Consider the following 17767-nt stretch of genomic DNA (forward strand, 5'->3'; position numbering starts at 1 on the left):
ATACGTCTGTGGAGTGTCGCTGGGTGATCTACGCGCAACAGCCTCCTAGCCGGGGCAGATCCACGTAGGCCACCCCGAAGCCCGCCACCTAGGACACATTTGCTCCAACCGGCTGGTTGGGCCCTGCCGCACCGAGAAAATTGCTCTGGCCTGAGAAGTCAAGGTCTGGCCGCCAACTAAGCAGAGCCTCAACCCGAATCCAGCGGTTGAAGCGATAGCCAACCGCTCCCTCCACAACCAGGGCCGGATCAAAACTGCCGGAGGCTTCCAGCGGGCGGCCGTTGTTGCCGGCGCCACAGCCAAAAAGGGCGGCTGGCCGCTGGCTGGCGCAGTTGTCATCGGCGAAGCCAGTGGACTCTGGCCAATCAATCCCGCCCCCCAGTCGCCCATAGGGCCCTGCTGCTGGGTCCGCTTGGGCATGGGACGCGGGGCCGCTGAAGGCCAGCAGGGGCAGGGTCAGCGACAGGATCGCCAGGGCCAAGTGGGGCGTGGTTCGGGCATGCATGGGGGAGTCAGCCGATCAGGGCGCTGTCCCCGCTGAAGTCGGGGCTGGTGGGCATGCGTTGGGCGTAGTCATTGGCGTAGCTATCGGCAAGGGCGCGCTCCACGTCGTAGGCGGGGGTCCAGGCCAGCTCGCTCTGCACCCGGGTGATGTCCGTGAGGAAGTGGGCCAGGCGCAGCGGGAAGGCCTTACGGGCCTTTTTGTCGAGGCCGGCCGGGTCAAAGCTGCGAATCTCCACAGCGGCCGGGTCTTTGCCGCAGGCGCGGGCGGCGGCGGCCACCAGGCCAGCAAAAGTGATGCCTTGAGAGCTGCTGCAGTTGTAAATGCGATTGGCGGCGGCATCGACACCGATGCAACGGTCCATAACCGCTGCCAAATCTTTCACGTGGCCCAGTTGGGTGATCGTGCTGCCGTCCCCCGGCAGGGGAACCGGCCGGCCATGCACGATCCGATCGAAGAACCAGCTCTCCACCGGGTTGTAGTTGCCGGGCCCGACGATGTAGGTGGGCCGGAAACTGGTGAAGGGGATTTTCTCGGCGCTGAGCCAGGTCTCGGTGTCGAGCTTGCCGCTGTGGCGGCTCTGGGGATCGGTGGGGGAGTCTTCGCGCAGGGGCCAGAGCTCACTGTCGGCGTATACCCCGGCCGAACTCACATACACAAACCGGTGGCTCGGGGCTCCCGTGCGCTCGACCACGGCGCGGGAATCCTCCACCGTGCGGCCCGAGCTGTCGACGATCACATCGAAACGGCGCCCGGCAAGCGGCTGCAGGCCCTCAGGGCTGCTGCGGTCACCCGCCAGGTGCTCCACTCCGGCTGGCACGGGGTTACGGCCCCGGCTGAACAGGGTGAGCGAGTGGCCCTGGGCCAGCAGCCGTTCCACCAGGGGCTTGCCCACGAAGCGGGTTCCGCCCATCACCAGGATGTTCATGCTGCTGCCCACGAAACTGGAAGCCATTCAAGACGCACCGGTGCCCATGCGGCTCAGCAACCACTGGAGCGCCCAACCTGCCGCGCTCGGCCAAACCAGGGGCTACCGCCACTTCGCCCTGCTGGGGCAGCGGGGCCAGGGCGCCGAGCGGGCGGCGGAACTCCAGGCCGTGCTGGCGCCCGACTACCGCCTGGTGGTGCCGCTGCTGGAGCTGCGCAACCGCCAGCTCTGGCAGCCTGGCTGGCAGCAGTTGCCGCCGCGCCAGCCCATGCAGATCATTCCCGCCATTGACCTGCTCGACGGCCACTGCGTGCGGCTGCACCAGGGCGACTACAACCAGGTGACCCGCTTCAGTGACGACCCCGTGGCCCAGGCCCTCAGCTGGCAGCAGCAGGGGGCGCAGCGGCTGCACCTGGTGGATCTCGATGGGGCCCGCAGCGGCCAAGCGGTGAATGACGCCGCCGTGAAGGCGATTACCGCCGCCCTGGTGATACCCGTACAGCTGGGCGGTGGCGTGCGCACGGCTGCGCGGGCCGAGGAGCTGCTGGCCTGCGGCCTGGATCGGGTGATCCTTGGCACGGTGGCCCTTGAGCAGCCAGAGCTCGTTGACGAGCTGGCGGCCCGTCACCCCGGCCGCATCGTGGTGGGCATCGACGCCAAAGACGGCAAGGTGGCCACCCGCGGCTGGATTGAGGCCAGTAGCACCGAGGCCACTGAACTGGCCCAGCGCTTTGCCGCCAGCGGCATCGCCGCGATCATCAGCACCGACATCACCACCGATGGCACCCTGGCGGGCCCAAACCTGGATTCATTGCGGGCCATGGCCGAGGCCAGCGCCGTGCCGGTGATCGCCTCCGGCGGCATTGGCACCCTCGAGCACCTGCTCTCCCTGCTGGCCCTGGCGCCCCTTGGGGTGGAGGGGGTGATCGTGGGCCGGGCCCTCTATGACGGCCGGGTGGTGCTGGCCGAGGCCCTGCAGGCGATCGGCGATGGGCGCCTGCAGGATCCGAGCAGCGCCTCGATGCTGGCCTGAACCAGCGGCTCCCCTCATTGCGGAAGCGGATCGCTTGCAGCTTGGCTATAAGGGAGAATCAACAACTGAGGTGTGTCGAGTGATTGCCGACGCCCTTCCACCTTCAAGCCCCTTCACTGGCGTCCTGCCGCTCGGCAGCGTTGAGGAGGTCTATCAGCGATGTCGCGCCCTAGGTATGCGACTGAGCCGCCAGCGGCGCATGGTGCTGGATTTGCTCTGGGCCGAAAAGAGCCACTTGAGTGCCCGAGATATTTTTGAAAAGCTGAACAATCTTGGCCGCAACATCGGCCATACCTCGGTGTATCAAAACCTCGAGGCCCTGCAGACGGCAGGGGTGATTGAGTGCCTGGATCGCGCCAACGGCAGGCTCTACGGCTACCGCAGTGATCCCCACAGCCACCTCACCTGCTCTGTAACAGGCGCAATTGAGGATCTGGACGTGATCCTGCCCCAGGAGCTGCTCGACCAAATCGAGCGTCATACGGGCTTCACGATTGAGACCTACACCTTGCATCTAACCGGTCATCGCCGGACACTGGAGAACCCCGGCCAGGTTCGATAGCCTGAGGTAACCCCCTGGCAAGGTCTGTGAGTTCGCAGCTGCTGCTGTTTGCCGAACCGCTCCTGCGTGATGGGCTGGCCCGGTTGCTCACTGCCCAAGGAGACCTGTATTCGGCGGTTGAATCGCCCCAGCAGCTGAAGGGTCTGCCCCAGCTGGTGATCTGGCAGGTCAACAGCCCCATCAACCCGCCTGTGCTTGCCCAGGAACTGCAGAGCCTTCATGAGCGTTGGCGGCCGGCACCCCTGCTGCTGCTCCTACCGACTGGCCATGGGCTAGACAACGAAATTTTGCTCCAACTCCCCGCAGCTGGGGTACTGGAGGCACCCAATCCCCAGGAATTGCTTGAAGCTGTCGCCACCCTGCTGGCCGGCGGCAGGGTGCTGGCCGTGGCCATGGGCGAAGCCCCAGGTATTGGCAGACCAAGCCCCCCATCCGGCCCCATAACCAGCCCAACCTTGGGCCTCGGCCAGTGGCTGCTGATCAGTGGTCTGCAGCAGATCGATGCCGACATCGACGCCATCAGGCGCCTGCTGATGCCACCACCCACCAATCTGGTGCAGCTGCTGGTGCTGCAGGGTCGCCTGCGGGAATTGGTGGTGGCCCGCCAATTGCTGCTGCTGCTCTGGGGGCCTACAAGCGTGGCCTGGTCATCCCCGGCCCCAACTCCGCAACCGAGCCAGCCGGTGCTGGCGATCACCCTGCAGCAGCGCAGTGCCGATGGAATCTGGCGCGCCATTCGCGAGCGCCTCGAGGCCGGCACCGAGGGGGGCTTAAACAATTACAGCGGCCAGCTGCTGGCCCTGGAGGGTCTAAGTGGGGAGCGCCGCCGTGACCTGCTGCGGGCCCTGCTGCATCAGGTGGATGAACTTCGCCAAAGGTTCCTGGCCGATCCCGCCCCCCTCCAACCCCTGCAGGAACGCTGGGAGCGGTGGCAACCGGAGCTGCGTCAGCAGGCCCTGCGCAGCCTGGTGAATCCCTACGTGCAACTTCCCCGCGAGGGCAGCCTCGAACCTGTAGCAGACAGTCTGATCCGCACTAGCGACCTGGTCAGCCGCGACCCCGAACTGCCCGATGCCCAAGCAATGCTCGCCTCCCTGGTGCGCGCCCAGCCCCTGCTGGTGGACGGCCAACTGCTGGCGGCCGATGAACCGCGGGCCGTACTCCACTTGGAGCTTCTTCTGGCCAACTGGCTTGTGCGCACCGCCGACCTGGTGAGTGCGGAAGTGCTGGCTAGCTGTGGCAGCTGGCCGGAACTGCGCCGCTACCTGCTCCAACCCGACCTGCTCGCAACCCGCAACCTGGAGCGGCTGCGCAACCAGCTGAACGCCCAGCAGCGCTGGAGCAGCTGGGTGCTGAGGCCGATCAATCTCTATGAAAGCCGGCGTCAGCTCTTCTGCCTGCGTGATGGCGCTATCCGCTGCCAGGAGCTCACCGAGCCCCGCGATGGCGAATTGCGCCAGCTCTGCTGGCTCCAGCAACTTGTCACCCTGAGCCTGGAAACCCGCGACGCCCTCGCACCCCAGGTGCAGGGCCTGCTGAAGGGCCTGGGAGATCTGGTGGTGTTGCTGCTCACGCGCGTGCTGGGCCGCGCCATCGGCTTGGTGGGCCGGGGCATCGCCCAGGGGATGGGCCGCAGCCTCAGTCGCAGCTAATCCTGCCTGCAGGGCTCCCAGCCACAATGGCCACAGTCAGGTTGTGCGGTCCGGATGAACCAGTTGCTGAGCCAGATCCTGGTGTTGCTCCTGATGGTGGGGCTCGGGCTGGGGCTGGGGGCTGGCCCGGCCCAGGCTTCGCTCACCAGCAACAGCTATGACGGCAACATCTACGCCCTCTATGCCGGCAACGGCTCCCTTGTGCCGCCCCGCAGCAGCCTGGCCCAGGCCATGGCCGACCAGCGCCCCGCCGTGGTGATTTATTACCTCGACGATGACGCGGCCAGCAAACAGTTTGCAGCGGTGGTATCTGAGTTGCAGCGCCTCTGGAACCGCAACATCGAGCTGATTCCCCTCGTCACCGACCCCCTCCAGAACCGGGCCGACACCGGCCCCAGCGACCCGGCCCACTACTGGCGTGGGGTGGTGCCCCAGGTGGTGGTATTCGACTCCCAGGGGAAGGTGATTTTCGATGAGCAGGGAGCCGTGAGTGTCGATGCCATCAACGCCTCACTCAGCCAGGCCACTGGCATTGCCTTGCCGGAGGGCGGCACCAGGAGCTCCACGGAGAGTTTCAATGAACTCAATTCGGAGGTCGTCAGCCGCTGATGGCTCGCCTCGAATCCGACAGCATGGGAGCCATTGAGGTTCCTGACCAGCACTACTGGGGCGCCCAGACCCAGCGCTCGATCCACTATTTCCGCTTCGGCCAGGCCATGCCGCTGAAGCTGGTGCATGCTTTCGGTGCGCTCAAGGCCGCCTGCGCCGAAGTGAACCAGGCCAAGGGCAGGCTGGCCCCCGAGCTGGCGGCCCTGATCGTGGCGGCAGCCGACGAGGTGGCAAGCGGCTCCCTGGACAGTGAATTTCCACTCAAGGTGTGGCAGACGGGCTCCGGCACCCAAACCAACATGAATGTCAATGAGGTGATCGCCAACCGGGCGATCCAGGCCTCGGGGGGGGTGTTGGGCAGTAAGAGCCCGGTCCACCCCAACGACCATGTCAACCTCAGCCAGTCGAGCAACGACACCTTCCCGGCTGCCCTGCACGTGGCCGTGGCGATCGAGCTGCAGCGCAGCCTGATCCCAGCTGTGGAAGCCCTGCGTGATGCCTTGGGCCAGAAAGCCGAGGCCTTCGCCACCATCATCAAAATCGGCCGCACCCACCTGCAGGATGCGGTGCCCCTGAGCCTGGGCCAGGAATTCGGCGGCTACGTGGCCCAGCTGGAGTTGGGGCTCGAAACCCTGCGCGCTGCCCTGCCCCAGGTGCACCAGCTGGCCATCGGCGGCACGGCCGTGGGCACGGGCCTCAATGCCCCGGCCGGCTTCGGCGAGGCGGTGGCGGCTCGGCTGGCAGCGCGGATCGGCCTGCCCTTCAGCAGCGCCCCAAACAAATTTCAGGCCCTGGCGGGCCACGAACCCCTGGCCGCCGCCCACGGCGCCCTCACCGTGCTTGCCGGCACGCTGCTGAAGATCGCCAACGACATCCGCTGGCTGGCCAGTGGCCCCCGCTGCGGCCTGGGCGAGCTGGTACTACCCGAGAATGAACCTGGCAGTTCGATCATGCCCGGCAAGGTGAATCCCACCCAGGCTGAGAGCCTGACCATGGTGGCAGTGCAGGTGATGGGTAACAACACCGCCGTGCAGTTGGCGGCCAGCCAGGGCAACTTTGAGCTGAACGTGTTCAAGCCCCTGATCGCCCACAACCTGCTCGAGAGCATCGAGCTGCTCTCAGGCAGCTGCGTCAGCTTCCGCGAGCACTGCATCGAGGGGCTGCAGGCCAATGAGAGCCGCATCGAAACCCTGCTGGATCAAAGCCTGATGCTGGTAACAGCCCTCACCCCCCAGGTCGGCTACGACCGGGCCTGCGCCATCGCCAAACACGCCCATAACCAGCAACTCAGCCTCAGGGAGGCAGCCCTTGTGCTCGGGGAAATCAGCGCCGAGCAATTTGACAACTGGGTGCAGCCCGAAAAGATGATTTAGTTCTGCCGGCGGGTGGGTCAAGGGCCATCGGGCTGGTGGAATAGCGCAATTCACCAAACTCCCCCCCTTTTCTGGAGCGTGATGAGCTGGCAGGTATCAACCAGCGGGCAGAACTCAAGAGCTTCTATTCCCTGGCAGCCCGTACGACCCGGCGCAAACGTCTAGCCCAACTGAAGGCCGCTACCAGGCTAAGGAGAGGCAAAGGGCCTGGCACACTCTGAGTCCCCCCGCCGCCTGTTGAGCCTCCGCCACCAGTTGACCCACCGCCGCCACCAGAGGAAGCAGTTCCTCCTCCAGCTGCAATCTGTACCCCAAGCTCCGCTTGAAGGGAACTCAGAACGGGTGCTGAATTGACCTGCTGAGTGCCATTGATCGGATCGGAAGGGGTATTAGTAATCCAAAGTAGATATTGCTCGAGTGCAGGATCTGCCGTTATGGCGCTAGACGTATAGGTTGTGGGGTTGTAAGAATTCCAGTAGGCATCTTCATCTAGTCTCGTCCACATAAAAGCCTCTTTGCAGATCCAGAGGTGACTCTGCGACTAACAACTCCCAAGTAGCTTGTCATGCTAGTGCCCGTCCCAAACGAAAGGCTCATAACAGGGTTGTTACCATTATTAGACCAGAAATTGAGCCCCCCCCGACACAGTTTGAGCTGGGTTGCCAACCTGCCACAATCCAAATACTCCTGTCACAGTGGAATCGTACTGACCACTATAGCTAACACTCGGAGTTTCGATACCAGTCCCGACGCCGTAACTCACCTGGTCTATGCTGATCCAGGGATTGGGTTGACTATATATTGAGCTTTGATACTGTGAGTATGGGGAGGCGCTTGTAGGGGTTGTACCTGGAAGAATGAATGCTTGGGCCGGGGCCATGGACCCAAAAGCGAATGCGACCGAAGCAGTTGCAACGCCTACGGATAACCGCCTTGCCGAGAGCAGGTTGGCCATTGAAAACCCATTACCTACACTTAACCTTTTAAGTGCCAACACACTCTGCTGGCAACCCTTCCGCAGCATATTCCTGATTTGTAAAAGATTTTGCGTGCCGCCTGCTGGGCTTGCCTGCTGCTACAGCTGCCCCTGTCCTTTGGCTTAGCCCGCGAGGGTTTGACTTGGGTCAGTTGCTGAGGCAGACCAGGCGCATCCTTTTCGACCAAGGCTCGGAGCTGCCTCTACCGAATGGCTCGGCCCACAGCTAGCGCTTTCGAGCAGAAACAGTGGTGCCAATGGGGCCATGGCCTATTCCACAGGCCGTCCCAAACAAGCGCTGGGGTCAGCCCCGCCCCGGGGCAGGCCCCACAACTGTTACATCCCTTACCGAAGCAAGGTGAACCCCACTGGTGGGATAGCTAGATGCCCCAAACCTCCGCCCCCTTGCTGGAGCGCGATGCGCTTGCCAGTCTCAACCAGTTGCGTAATGGCCCCGGAGCCCTGCGCCTAGTCAGCCACTTGATGACGGTCGTCCTAGGCGGGGTGGTCTGGGCCCAGCAGGGCTGGCCCCTTGCCCTGCGGCTGGCGGGCCTGCTGATCTGTGGGGTTGGCCTGGCCACCAGCTTTGCGCCCCTGCATGAGTGCTGCCACCGCACGGCCTTCCGCGGCAGAAAGCTGAACGACGCGGTGGCCTGGATGGCGGGGCTACTGAGCTTCTACAACTCCACCTACTACCGGCGCTACCACCAGTGGCACCACCGCTATACCCACCAACCCGGGCGCGATCCCGAGCTCAACGATCCCGTTCCCACTACCGTCTGGGCCTACCTGCTCGAGCTGGGCGGCTGGAACTGGTGGACCGCCAAATTGGCCGGCTACCGCCAACTGTTGTGGGGCGATCTCAGCGACTTGCCCTACCTCAGCCCAAAGTTGATCCCCCAGGTGCGCCGCTCGGTGCGGCTCCAATTTGCCGTCTATCTGGCCCTGGCCCTGGGGTCCCTGGTGAGTGGCACCGGCTTTCTGTTCTGGTTCTGGCTGCTGCCCCTGGCGGTTGGTCAACCCCTGCTGCGCTTTCTGCTGCTGGCGGAGCACAGCGGCTGCAGCTTCAGCAGCGACGGCACCGAAAACACCCGCACCACCCTCACCAACCCGGCCGTGCGCTGGCTGATGTGGAACATGCCGTTCCACGCCGAGCACCACCTCTACCCCTCCTTGCCCTTCCACGCCCTGCCCGCCGCCCACAGCCCCATCGCCCCCCATCTGAGCCACTGCGATCGGGGCTACCTGGCGGTGCACCGCCAGCTGCTGGCCAACCTGCCGGCCCTGGGCCTACCGGCATGAGAGCCACCGCAGTCGCCCATCGGGCCCAGCATCCCCTGGGCAACCTTGCTCTGCCCTGCGGCCACACCCTGCCGGAGGCCCAGCTCAGCTACCTCACGATCGGCGAACTCAACGCCGATCGCTCCAACCTGATCCTGGTGCCCACCTCCTACGGCGCCCGCCCCGACGACCTGGCCTGGCTGGCGGGGCCAGTGCTGGATCCGGAACGGTGGTGCATTGTCATTGCCGGCATGTTCGGCAACGGCGCCTCCAGCAGCCCCAGCAACAGCTCCATGGGCCTGGCCGAACAGGGCTGGCTGGTGAGCCACCGCGACAACGTGGCCGCCCAACGGCGACTGCTCGCCGAGGTGTTCGGCGTCGTACGGCTCCCCCTGATCTACGGTTGGTCGATGGGGGCCCAGCAGGCCTACCAGTGGGCCGTCGATCACCCGGAGGCCGTGGAGCGGATCTGCTGCGTGTGCGGCACCGCCCGCACCTCCCCCCACAACCACCTGTTCCTGCTCAGCCTGCGCCAGGCCCTCACGGCCGATCGCCACTGGAACGGCGGGGGCTTCAACGCGCCGCCGGAGCAGGGGCTGCGCACCTTTGCCCTGATCTACGCCAGTTGGGCCGCCAGCCAGCAGTTTTTTCGCACGCTGGCAGAGCCGGTGGAGGAGCATGTTGAGAGCCAGTGGCTGCCCCACTACAAGCGCCACGACCCCCGCGATCTGATCGCCATGCTCGACACCTGGCTGGCCCACGACGTGGCCGGCGGTGGCGACCTGGCCGCAAGCCTGGGCCGCATCACCGCCCGCACCGCCGTGGTGGCCGGCAGCCACGACCTCTACTTCCCCCTCGACGATCTGGCCGCCGACGCCGATGCCATCCCCGGCGCCGAACTGCACGTGATCAACTCAGAGCTTGGCCACCGGGCGGGCAACCCCCACAGCAACCCGGCCGAGCAGCGGCAGCTGAGCCGCATCGTCGACACCCTCCTCCAGCAGCCATCCCATGTCTGACCTCTACCAGCAGGTGCAGGAGCTGAACCTCCGGTTCCTGCTGATCTCCTTCACTGACCTGTTTGGCATCCAGCGGGCCAAGCTCGTGCCAGCCTCGGCTGTGGCGGAAATGGCCCGCGATGGGGCCGGCTTCGCCGGCTTTGCAGCCTGGCTGGATCTCTCCCCCGCCGATGGCGATGTGATGGCGATCCCTGCGGCCGCCAGTCTTACGCCCCTGCCCTGGCAGCCGGAGGTGGGCTGGGTGGCGGCCGAGCTAGTGCTCAACGGCCAGCCCATGGAGCAATGCCCCCGCCGCCTGCTGCGCCTCCAGCAGCAGCGAGCAGCAGAGCGCGGATTTGAGTTGCGCAGCGGTGTGGAGGCCGAGTTTTTCCTGCTCGATCCCAGCGGCGAGCAGATCGCCGATAGATCTGACACCCAGGAGAAACCCTGCTACGACCAACTGGCGCTGATGCGCCGCTACCCCCTGATCGCACCACTGTTTGAGGCGATGGAACAGCTGGGCTGGGGGCCTTACCAGGCTGATCACGAGGATGCCAACGGCCAATTTGAGCTCAACTGGACCTTCGCGCCCGCCCTCACCACCGCCGATCGCCATGCCTTCTTCAAGGTGATGGTGAAAACCCTGGCGGAGCAGCAGGGGCTGCGGGCGAGCTTCATGCCCAAGCCCTTCGCCGCCCTCACCGGCAACGGCTGCCACACCCACCTCTCGCTGTGGGGTGCTGCCGGCAGCGCCAATGCCGGCAGCACCCTCTTCCCCGACCCCTGCGGTGAGCTGGGTCTCTCATCCCTGGCCTATCACTTTCTTGGTGGCCTGCTGGCCCACGCCCCCGCCCTCAGCTGCATCACCAATCCCACGGTCAACAGCTATCGCCGCCTGGCAGCGGCACCCACCAGCTCCGGCGCCTCCTGGAGCCCCGGCGGCATCAGCTACACGGGCAACAACCGCACCCATATGGCGCGTATCCCCGACAACCAACGGCTCGAGCTGCGCCTGCCCGACGGCTCGGCCCACCCCTATCTCTTGCAGGCAGCGATCCTGGCAGCCGGTCTCGATGGAATCGAACGTCAACTTGACCCGGGCCCCCGCCACGACAACGACAACTACGCCCAGCCCCTCGGCCTGGATCAATGCCAGCGCCTGCCGGCCGACCTGGGCGAGGCCCTAGCTGCCTTCGCCGCCGATACGGCCCTGCGCCAGGGGTTGGGGGAAGAGTTCTGCCAGTCCTACGAACGGTTGCGGCGGCGCCAATGGGAGCAGCAGCGTGCCGAAGTGAGCCACTGGCAGCGGCGCACCGGTCTGGACGATTAGCCATGCGGGCTCAAAGCAGGTTCGCCGCCAGCTCGGCAAGTTCGCTGCGCTCACCGCGCAACAGGGTGACGTGGCCAGCCAGGTACTGGCCCTTGAAGCGCTCCACCAGCCAGGTGAGGCCGTTGCTCTCGGCGTCCACATAGGGATTGTCGATCTGGTAGGGGTCGCCGGTAAGCACGATCTTGGTGCCCTCGCCTACCCGGGTCACAATCGTCTTCACTTCGTGGGGGGTAAGGTTCTGGGCCTCATCCACCACCATGTATTGGCGGGGGATTGAGCGGCCGCGGATATAGCTGATCGCCTCCACCTCAAGCAGCCCCATGCCCTTGAGGTCGGTCCAGTTGCTGCGGGTGCCCCGGTGGTGGCTGCTGCCCCTGCCGCTGCGGCCCTCTTCCTCCCCAGCGCCACCCAGCAGGTAGTCGAGGTTGTCGATGATCGGCTGCATCCAGGGGCCCATCTTCTCCTCGAGATCCCCGGGCAGAAAACCGATCTCCTTGCCGAGCGAAATCACCGGGCGTGTCACCAGTAGCCGCTCGTAGAGCCGTTCATCGGCCACCTGGTGCAGTCCTGCCGCCAGGGCCAGCAGGGTCTTGCCCGTGCCCGCCTTGCCCACCAGGGTGACTAGCTGAATCTCGGGATCCAGCAATAGATCCAAGGCAAAGGTCTGTTCCCGGTTGCGGGGCTGGATCCGGCCGAGCTTGGCCTTCGGCGCCCGTTGCAGGGGCTGCAGGGTTTGGGTTCTGGCGTTGAAGCGAGCCAGCAAGGTATGGGCGGGTTGGAGCCGATTGACCAGGGTCACCCCTTCATTGGCCAGCAGCGGGCTCTCGGCCGCCAGCCCCTCCACCGCCAGCCCGGGCGGATGCTTGACCTGATCCATCTGCTCGGCACTCACCCACAGCTCGCAGAAGCCGGGGTACAGATCGCCGATATCCACCCGATCACTGGTGTAGTCCTGGGCGATCAGGCCGACCGCATCGGCCTTGATCCGCAGATTGGTGTCCTTGGTGACCAGGATCACCGGTGGCTGGCTGCCAAGCACCGCCTGCAAGCGCTGCTCCTCAAGGGCCACCGCCAAAATGTTGTTGTCTCCATTGCCCCCCTTCAGCTCCGGTGGCAGCTGGCTCAGGGTTTCGCTGCGGCAGAACACCACCTTGAGGGTTCCCCCCTGATCGCCGTTGGCCACCCCATCTGCCAGGTTGCCCTGGGTGCGCAACCCATCCAGCAACCGCGACACCTGGCGAGCATTGCGGCCCTTCTCTGCTGGGTCCCGCTTGAACCGGTCGATCTCCTCGACCACCTCAATCGGGATCAGGATGTTGTTGTCTTCAAAGCGGGTCAAGGCGGCGGGATCGTGCAGCAACACGTTGGTGTCGAGCACGAAGGTTTTGCGCATGCCGGGCAGGGAGATCGCTATGGCGCGAAGCTAAAGCCAATGGCGCACTTACGCTCCAGCGGTTCTTGCCCAGTCGCAATTTGGCTCCAACGCCCATGGTCCTCTTCACCTTGAACCTCCTGCTGGTGCTGGCCCTGCTGCTGGGCCTGAGCCTGGTGTGGCTGGAGTTGCGCCACCGCCTGCGGCCTGCCTCCCCGTTGCGGATGAAGGCGGGTTCATTCGCCGTGGAAGCCAGCGCCACTGGCCTGGAGGTCAAGGGCACGGTGACGATCAGCAATCCCCACCGCCGTATGGAGGTGATGGTGCCCGAAATCGAGCTCAAGCCCACCCTCCTGGGCCGGGGCGACCTCAGCGGCATCACGGTCAGGACTCGGATCGAGGCGCTCCATCCGGATGAGGATTCCCGCCCGGATGGCTACTGGGCCGCTTACATCGTCAAGGGGAACAAGAGCACCCAGGCGCGCATCCGCATCAGCCTGGGCGGAGCCGGGGGCCAGGCCCTTGATCGGGCACTGCTCGACACCCTGTGGCTGGAGATTCTCTGGATCAACTACGGCCCATTCGGGCGGCTGCAGCGCCGCGATGCCATCTTGATTCCCCTGCAGCAGCCTGAACCCCTAACGGCTGAGGCAGCCCGTTGGCGCGAGGGCGATCGCTGCCGGGTATTGCCGGTGGGCACCCACCTGCTCGGTGTGCTGGACGACCCCGAAGCCGTGCTGCGCCGTTATGCCGGCGGCCTGATTCAGCCCGGAGACGTGCTCACCATTGGCGAAACCCCCCTGGCGGTGATGCAGGGGCGCTACCAGCATCCGGCCAACCTGGCACCCAGCATGTTGGCCCGCCTGCTCTGCCGGGTGTTCCATCCCACCAGCTCCCTGGCGACGGCCTGCGGCCTGCAAAGCCTGATCGACGTGGTCGGCCCGGCCCAGGTGCTAGGGGCCTGGATGGTCGGCCTGGGGCTCAAGCTGGTGGGCAGCAAGGGCTGGTTTTATCGCCTGGCTGGATATCAGGCCCGCCTGATCGATGACATCACCGGCACCACCCCGCCCTACGACCAGACGATTGTGCTGGGCCCGCAGCAGCCCGCCGCCTTCTGCGCCGCCATGGCCCGCTGCCTCGGCGTGGCTGTAGCGGTGGTCGATGTCAACGACCTGGGCCGGGTCAAGGTGCTCGCCTCCAGCCCGAATTGCGATGAGGCATTGCTGGAGCGGGCCCTGAGGCCCAACCCGGCCGGCAATGCCAATGAGCGCACTCCCCTGGTGCTGGTGCGGCCAAGCTGAGGCCCCTTCCCACCAGCGCCGATAGAGTGGGAGTCAAGGTGTTGTCAGTGCCCGCCCCCCATGCTCGGGATTCTGCAGCCGCCCACAGCCAGTTCGGCTTTGCCGCCCCGCCCCGAACCGGAGAGCTGGCGGCTTGAGCCCCTGGCCGGCTGGCACCTGCCCCTGCTCAACGGTCCCACCTTCTTGCCGCTGCAGCCGCTGCTGCAGCGGGCGATCCTGTTGGGCCTACCCGAGCGGGTCCTGCACGCCCTGCGGGCCAGGCCTTCCCTGGCCCCCGAGGTGTTGGTGGCCCTGAGCGGCCAAACCCCCCTTGGCCTGATCATCACCCGGCGTCTCAACCGCAGCGGCAGCTGCTGGCAGATCGAGCACCTGCGGCTTGCCCCCGGCCCCGGCCATGAGGAACTAGCCGCCACCCTGGTGCGCCAGGCAATACAGCAGGCCAAGGGAGCGGTCAGCTGGATCGCCACCGCCTCGACCCTCGATGACGACCGCCTGGCCATGTTGAGAGAGCAGGGCTTCCAGCCCCTGCGCACCGACCGACTGTGGTGCTGGAGCCCCCCCCCCGGCCAGAGCAGCTCCAGCTGGGCCCTGCCGGCCGACCTGCAACTCACCCCGCTGAACCGCCGCAGCGCCACCTTGCTCTGGCATCTGGAGCAGGCAGCCTGCCCGGCCCGGCTGAGGCAACTGCTGGATAGGCGCGTCGAAGATCTGCTCGATCAGAGCCATGGCAGGGGCTGGATGCTGGTCGATGCCAGCCGGGAACAGGCGGTAGCTGCCGTGCGCTGGATCGGTGACCATCCCGGCGGCGGCCACGACGTGGAACTGAGCTTGCACCCAGGCTGGGAGCAACTGGTGGGCCCTGCCAGTGAGCTGCTGCTGCGCCAGATCCAGACCAGGTTGGGAGGCCAATCCCCACTCTGGCTGCGCTGCGACCTGCGCCAGCAGGCACTGCAGCACTGGCTGGCGAGCCTCGGGGCCAGCGAAAGGGGTGAGCGGGTGCTGATGGCCCGCAGCGTCTGGCGGCGCCAGGCGCTGCAGGCGCCCTCAAGGGCCGCCCGGGGCCTCGAAGCAATTCTGGAGCAGTGGCAGCCTCGCCGCCGCCCCCTGCCCACACCGACACCCCTGGCACCGCCCTAGTGGGGAGGTCGGCCCCACAACCCCAGTCGGTGCTGGCCCTCGACGTGGGTCGCCGCCGCATCGGCCTGGCAGGTTGCGACCGGCTCGGGCTCACGGTTACCCCCCTGCCCCCCCTGGCCCGGGGACGGTTCGCCCACGATCAAGACCACCTGGGCGAGCTGGTGCGCCAAAGGCAGGTCACGGCCCTGGTGGTGGGCCTCCCCCTGGACGACAAGGGTGAGATCACAGCCCAGGCCAGCCACTGCCTGCGCTACGGGCAACGCTTGGCACGCCAGCTGGCCCTGCCCCTTGCCTGGGTGAATGAACACTCCAGCAGCTGGGCTGCCGCCGAGCTCCACGGGCTGCAAGGCGATCGCAGCGGTGCCCTCGACAGCGCCGCCGCAGCCCTGCTACTGCGGCAATGGCTGCAGGAAGGGCCAGAACCGGTGCTGCCGGCGAGCATCCCTTACAGCCAGACTGGGGGCGTTGCTCCATTCTGAGGAGATCCATCCCGAGCACATGACCCCCGATACCCCGTCCAATCCCCCTGCTGATCTGCCCTCAGATGGGCTCGCAGATGTGCCAACGGTGCTCGTGCAGGACAGCCACGGGCGGCAACTGCTCTGCTTTTTGGAGCAGCTGATACCCCTGGACGGCCACGATTACGTCTTGCTCACCCCGGTGGATACCCCGGTCTGCCTGTTCCGCCTTGAGGACGACGAGGAGCCGGAACTGATCGACACCATCGATGCCACCGAGCCGATTCTCTCGGTTGCCGATGTGGTGCTCCAGGAGCACGATCTCACCCTGGTGCGCTCCGCCGTCACCCTGACGGTGAGTGGAGAGCTGGACGAACCTGAGCCCGATGAGCTCGACGACGATGACGACGAGGACGACGATGACGACTCGGAAACCTACGAGCTGCTGGTGAGCTTCCTTGCCGACGAACAGGAATACGGGCTCTACATCCCCCTCGACCCCTTCTTCGTGGTGGCCCGCATGGAGGGGGGTGGCGCCGTACTTGTGGAGGGAGAGGAATTCGAAAGGGTCCAACCCAGGATCGAGGCCGAACTCGATGAACGGGAGGCAGAGGGCTGATGCTGCGCCAGCTGCTGCGCCCCAACTGGCTGCTGGATTGCACCCTGGCCGAGCTGCCCCTACAGGAATTGCTGGACCAGCAGATCCGGGCCCTGGTGCTGGACGTTGACCGCACCCTGCTGCCCCGCCGCCAGGCGGTCTTGCCGGAGAGCGTGCTGCACTGGCTGCAACGGGCCCAGCAGCGCATGCCCATCCACCTGCTCAGCAACAACCCCTCCCGCAAGCGGGTGGGGGCGGTGGCTGAGCAGCTCAACCTGCCCTACACAATTTCGGCTGGTAAGCCCCGCCGCAGGGCCCTGCGGCGGGTTTTGGCCGAGCTGAAACTGCCCCACCACGAAGTCGCCCTGATAGGTGATCGCCTCTTTACCGATGTGATCGCCGGCAACCGGTTGGGGCTGTTCACGGTGTTGGTCAAACCGATCGATCCCCTCGGCCAGCCCTGCCAGCGGGATCGGCTCCAGAAAATCGAGCTACTTCTCGCCCGCCGGCTGGGCACGATCCTGGGCTGATGGCAGCCAGGCATGACTCCGGCCAGCCCTCCCTGCGGCGGGTGATCAAGGTGGGCACGAGCCTGCTGAGGGGCAGCCCTGAGCGGCCCACCTCTGCGGTGATCGCAGATCTGGCGGCCAGCCTCTGCCGCAGGCAACGCAGCGGCGATGCCCTGACCCTGGTGACAAGCGGTGCCGTTGGACTGGGCTGCACGGCCATGGCCCTGCAGCAGCGGCCCAGCGAGGTGGTGGCCCTGCAAGCCGCAGCTGCGGTGGGCCAGGGCCGACTGATGGCCCTTTACCAGGACGCCTTTGCCTTGCGAGGGGTGGCCGTGGCCCAGGTGCTGCTCACCCGCGGCGATCTGGCCTCCCGCCGCCGCTATCAAAACGCCAGCCGCACCCTGGAGCAGCTGCTCGCCTGGGGGGTGGTGCCCGTGGTCAACGAGAACGACACCCTGGCCACCGATGAGCTGCGCTTCGGCGACAACGACACCCTCTCAGCCCTGGTGGCGGTGGCGATCGGCGCCGACGAATTGGTGCTGCTCACCGACGTGGACCGGCTCTACTCGGGTGACCCCCGCACCGATAGGGATGCCCGACCGATCGAGGAGGTGTCAAACCTGGCCGAACTCAACAGCCTGCAGGGGGCAGCCGGCGGTGGTGGCCAGTGGGGCACGGGCGGGATGACCACCAAATTGGCCGCCGCCCGCATTGCCACCTCCAGCGGCATCCGGGTGCGCCTGGCCGATGGCCGCGACCCGGCCGTGCTCGATGCCCTGCTGGCTGGTGAAAGGGTGGGCACCATTTTTCAGCCGAGCCCAACCCCCCTGGCCAACCGCAAGGGCTGGCTTGCCCATGCCCTGCTCCCCAAGGGCACCCTGCATCTGGATGCGGGGGCCGAACGGGCCCTCACCCTTCAGGGCGCCTCCCTGCTGGCCGTAGGAGTGCGGGCAGTCGAAGGGCAGTTCGGCCGGCGGGAGGCGGTGCGGCTGGTGGCCAGTGATGGCCGGGAGCTCGGGCGGGGCCTGGCCAGCCTGGGCAGCGTCGAGCTGGCGGAGTTGATCGGCTGTGCCGGCGTGGAGGTGGTGCATCGCGATCAGCTGGTGCTCACCGGCTGCTAGGCGCGACCTACGATCCGGCCAGGCCAT

General features: G+C 66.1%; 17 protein-coding genes and 1 pseudogene. 15 read left to right on the forward strand and 3 right to left on the reverse strand.

The window, feature by feature from the left end; translation table 11 throughout:
• Positions 1-88: 88 nt before the first annotated feature.
• Entirely contained in the window at positions 89-505 is a 417-nt protein-coding gene (locus tag H8F27_RS14775) for a hypothetical protein (protein WP_197149066.1), read from the reverse strand.
• 7 nt (positions 506-512) lie between these two features.
• Positions 513-1430 carry an NAD-dependent epimerase/dehydratase family protein gene (locus H8F27_RS14780; RefSeq protein WP_197153619.1) on the reverse strand — a complete coding sequence of 306 codons (918 nt, stop codon included), beginning with the start codon at positions 1428-1430 and terminating at the stop codon, positions 513-515.
• A gap of 46 nt (positions 1431-1476) precedes the next feature.
• Between H8F27_RS14780 and H8F27_RS17760 the strand changes: the two are divergent.
• From H8F27_RS17760 to glnT, 9 genes and pseudogenes are all read left to right on the forward strand, one after another.
• A pseudogene (locus H8F27_RS17760) lies at positions 1477-1665 on the forward strand (TIGR02450 family Trp-rich protein); the annotation flags it as partial.
• 33 nt (positions 1666-1698) lie between these two features.
• Positions 1699-2463, forward strand: coding sequence for a 1-(5-phosphoribosyl)-5-[(5-phosphoribosylamino)methylideneamino]imidazole-4-carboxamide isomerase (gene hisA / locus H8F27_RS14785; protein WP_231596695.1), 765 nt, complete (start codon positions 1699-1701; stop codon positions 2461-2463).
• Between the two features lie 175 nt (positions 2464-2638).
• Complete coding sequence (locus H8F27_RS14790; RefSeq protein ID WP_197153621.1) at positions 2639-3025, forward strand: Fur family transcriptional regulator; 387 nt, start codon at positions 2639-2641, stop codon at positions 3023-3025.
• A 26-nt stretch (positions 3026-3051) separates the two neighbouring features.
• Entirely contained in the window at positions 3052-4677 is a 1626-nt protein-coding gene (locus H8F27_RS14795) for a DUF3685 domain-containing protein (protein WP_197149067.1), read from the forward strand.
• 54 nt (positions 4678-4731) lie between these two features.
• Positions 4732-5286, forward strand: coding sequence for a thylakoid membrane photosystem I accumulation factor (locus tag H8F27_RS14800; protein WP_197149069.1), 555 nt, complete (start codon positions 4732-4734; stop codon positions 5284-5286).
• Positions 5286-6659, forward strand: a complete 1374-nt coding sequence (fumC, locus tag H8F27_RS14805) for a class II fumarate hydratase (RefSeq protein WP_197149079.1) — start codon at positions 5286-5288, stop codon at positions 6657-6659. The genes H8F27_RS14800 and fumC overlap by 1 nt, the downstream gene beginning before the upstream one ends.
• A gap of 1360 nt (positions 6660-8019) precedes the next feature.
• Entirely contained in the window at positions 8020-8937 is a 918-nt protein-coding gene (locus tag H8F27_RS14810; RefSeq protein WP_197149080.1) for a fatty acid desaturase, read from the forward strand.
• Positions 8934-9935: an alpha/beta fold hydrolase gene (locus H8F27_RS14815; protein ID WP_197149081.1), complete on the forward strand. Its 1002-nt coding sequence runs from the start codon at positions 8934-8936 to the stop codon at positions 9933-9935. Before H8F27_RS14810 ends, H8F27_RS14815 begins: the two co-directional genes overlap by 4 nt.
• Positions 9928-11244, forward strand: coding sequence for a type III glutamate--ammonia ligase (gene glnT, locus H8F27_RS14820; protein ID WP_197149083.1), 1317 nt, complete (start codon positions 9928-9930; stop codon positions 11242-11244). The genes H8F27_RS14815 and glnT overlap by 8 nt, the downstream gene beginning before the upstream one ends.
• A gap of 10 nt (positions 11245-11254) precedes the next feature.
• Here the strand turns inward: glnT and H8F27_RS14825 are convergent, their stop codons facing one another.
• Entirely contained in the window at positions 11255-12637 is a 1383-nt protein-coding gene (locus tag H8F27_RS14825; protein ID WP_197149085.1) for a PhoH family protein, read from the reverse strand.
• 110 nt (positions 12638-12747) lie between these two features.
• Here H8F27_RS14825 and H8F27_RS14830 point away from each other — a divergent pair, with 110 nt between their 5' ends.
• Genes H8F27_RS14830 through proB form a run of 6 tightly spaced genes read left to right on the forward strand, consistent with a single transcriptional unit; the run spans position 12748 to position 17740 of the window.
• On the forward strand, positions 12748-13917 hold the full coding sequence (locus H8F27_RS14830; RefSeq protein ID WP_231596324.1) for a F420-0:Gamma-glutamyl ligase: 1170 nt from the start codon (positions 12748-12750) through the stop codon (positions 13915-13917).
• A 60-nt stretch (positions 13918-13977) separates the two neighbouring features.
• Complete coding sequence (locus H8F27_RS14835; RefSeq protein WP_231596325.1) at positions 13978-15054, forward strand: hypothetical protein; 1077 nt, start codon at positions 13978-13980, stop codon at positions 15052-15054.
• Positions 15055-15083: 29 nt separating this feature from the next.
• Positions 15084-15533, forward strand: coding sequence for a Holliday junction resolvase RuvX (gene ruvX, locus H8F27_RS14840; protein ID WP_197153622.1), 450 nt, complete (start codon positions 15084-15086; stop codon positions 15531-15533).
• Between the two features lie 19 nt (positions 15534-15552).
• Complete coding sequence (locus tag H8F27_RS14845; RefSeq protein WP_197153624.1) at positions 15553-16131, forward strand: DUF3727 domain-containing protein; 579 nt, start codon at positions 15553-15555, stop codon at positions 16129-16131.
• Positions 16131-16640, forward strand: a complete 510-nt coding sequence (locus tag H8F27_RS14850) for a YqeG family HAD IIIA-type phosphatase (RefSeq protein WP_197149089.1) — start codon at positions 16131-16133, stop codon at positions 16638-16640. Before H8F27_RS14845 ends, H8F27_RS14850 begins: the two co-directional genes overlap by 1 nt.
• Entirely contained in the window at positions 16640-17740 is a 1101-nt protein-coding gene (gene proB, locus H8F27_RS14855; protein ID WP_197149091.1) for a glutamate 5-kinase, read from the forward strand. The genes H8F27_RS14850 and proB overlap by 1 nt, the downstream gene beginning before the upstream one ends.
• Positions 17741-17767 lie beyond the last annotated feature (27 nt).

The sequence above is a fragment of the Synechococcus sp. CBW1108 genome, assembly GCF_015840335.1.
GTDB lineage: Bacteria > Cyanobacteriota > Cyanobacteriia > PCC-6307 > Cyanobiaceae > Cyanobium_A.

What these genes read in the sequence shown, in the direction of transcription:
- H8F27_RS14775 (WP_197149066.1), bottom strand. Translation starts at nt 505, where the DNA reads ATGCATGCCCGAACCACGCCCCACTTGGCCCTGGCGATCCTGTCGCTG.
- H8F27_RS14780 (WP_197153619.1), bottom strand. Translation starts at nt 1,430, where the DNA reads ATGAACATCCTGGTGATGGGCGGAACCCGCTTCGTGGGCAAGCCCCTG.
- hisA (WP_231596695.1), top strand. Translation starts at nt 1,699, where the DNA reads ATGCAGATCATTCCCGCCATTGACCTGCTCGACGGCCACTGCGTGCGG.
- H8F27_RS14790 (WP_197153621.1), top strand. Translation starts at nt 2,639, where the DNA reads ATGCGACTGAGCCGCCAGCGGCGCATGGTGCTGGATTTGCTCTGGGCC.
- H8F27_RS14800 (WP_197149069.1), top strand. Translation starts at nt 4,732, where the DNA reads ATGAACCAGTTGCTGAGCCAGATCCTGGTGTTGCTCCTGATGGTGGGG.
- fumC (WP_197149079.1), top strand. Translation starts at nt 5,286, where the DNA reads ATGGCTCGCCTCGAATCCGACAGCATGGGAGCCATTGAGGTTCCTGAC.
- H8F27_RS14810 (WP_197149080.1), top strand. Translation starts at nt 8,020, where the DNA reads ATGCCCCAAACCTCCGCCCCCTTGCTGGAGCGCGATGCGCTTGCCAGT.
- H8F27_RS14815 (WP_197149081.1), top strand. Translation starts at nt 8,934, where the DNA reads ATGAGAGCCACCGCAGTCGCCCATCGGGCCCAGCATCCCCTGGGCAAC.
- glnT (WP_197149083.1), top strand. Translation starts at nt 9,928, where the DNA reads ATGTCTGACCTCTACCAGCAGGTGCAGGAGCTGAACCTCCGGTTCCTG.
- H8F27_RS14825 (WP_197149085.1), bottom strand. Translation starts at nt 12,637, where the DNA reads ATGCGCAAAACCTTCGTGCTCGACACCAACGTGTTGCTGCACGATCCC.
- H8F27_RS14835 (WP_231596325.1), top strand. Translation starts at nt 13,978, where the DNA reads ATGCTCGGGATTCTGCAGCCGCCCACAGCCAGTTCGGCTTTGCCGCCC.
- H8F27_RS14845 (WP_197153624.1), top strand. Translation starts at nt 15,553, where the DNA reads ATGACCCCCGATACCCCGTCCAATCCCCCTGCTGATCTGCCCTCAGAT.
- H8F27_RS14850 (WP_197149089.1), top strand. Translation starts at nt 16,131, where the DNA reads ATGCTGCGCCAGCTGCTGCGCCCCAACTGGCTGCTGGATTGCACCCTG.
- proB (WP_197149091.1), top strand. Translation starts at nt 16,640, where the DNA reads ATGGCAGCCAGGCATGACTCCGGCCAGCCCTCCCTGCGGCGGGTGATC.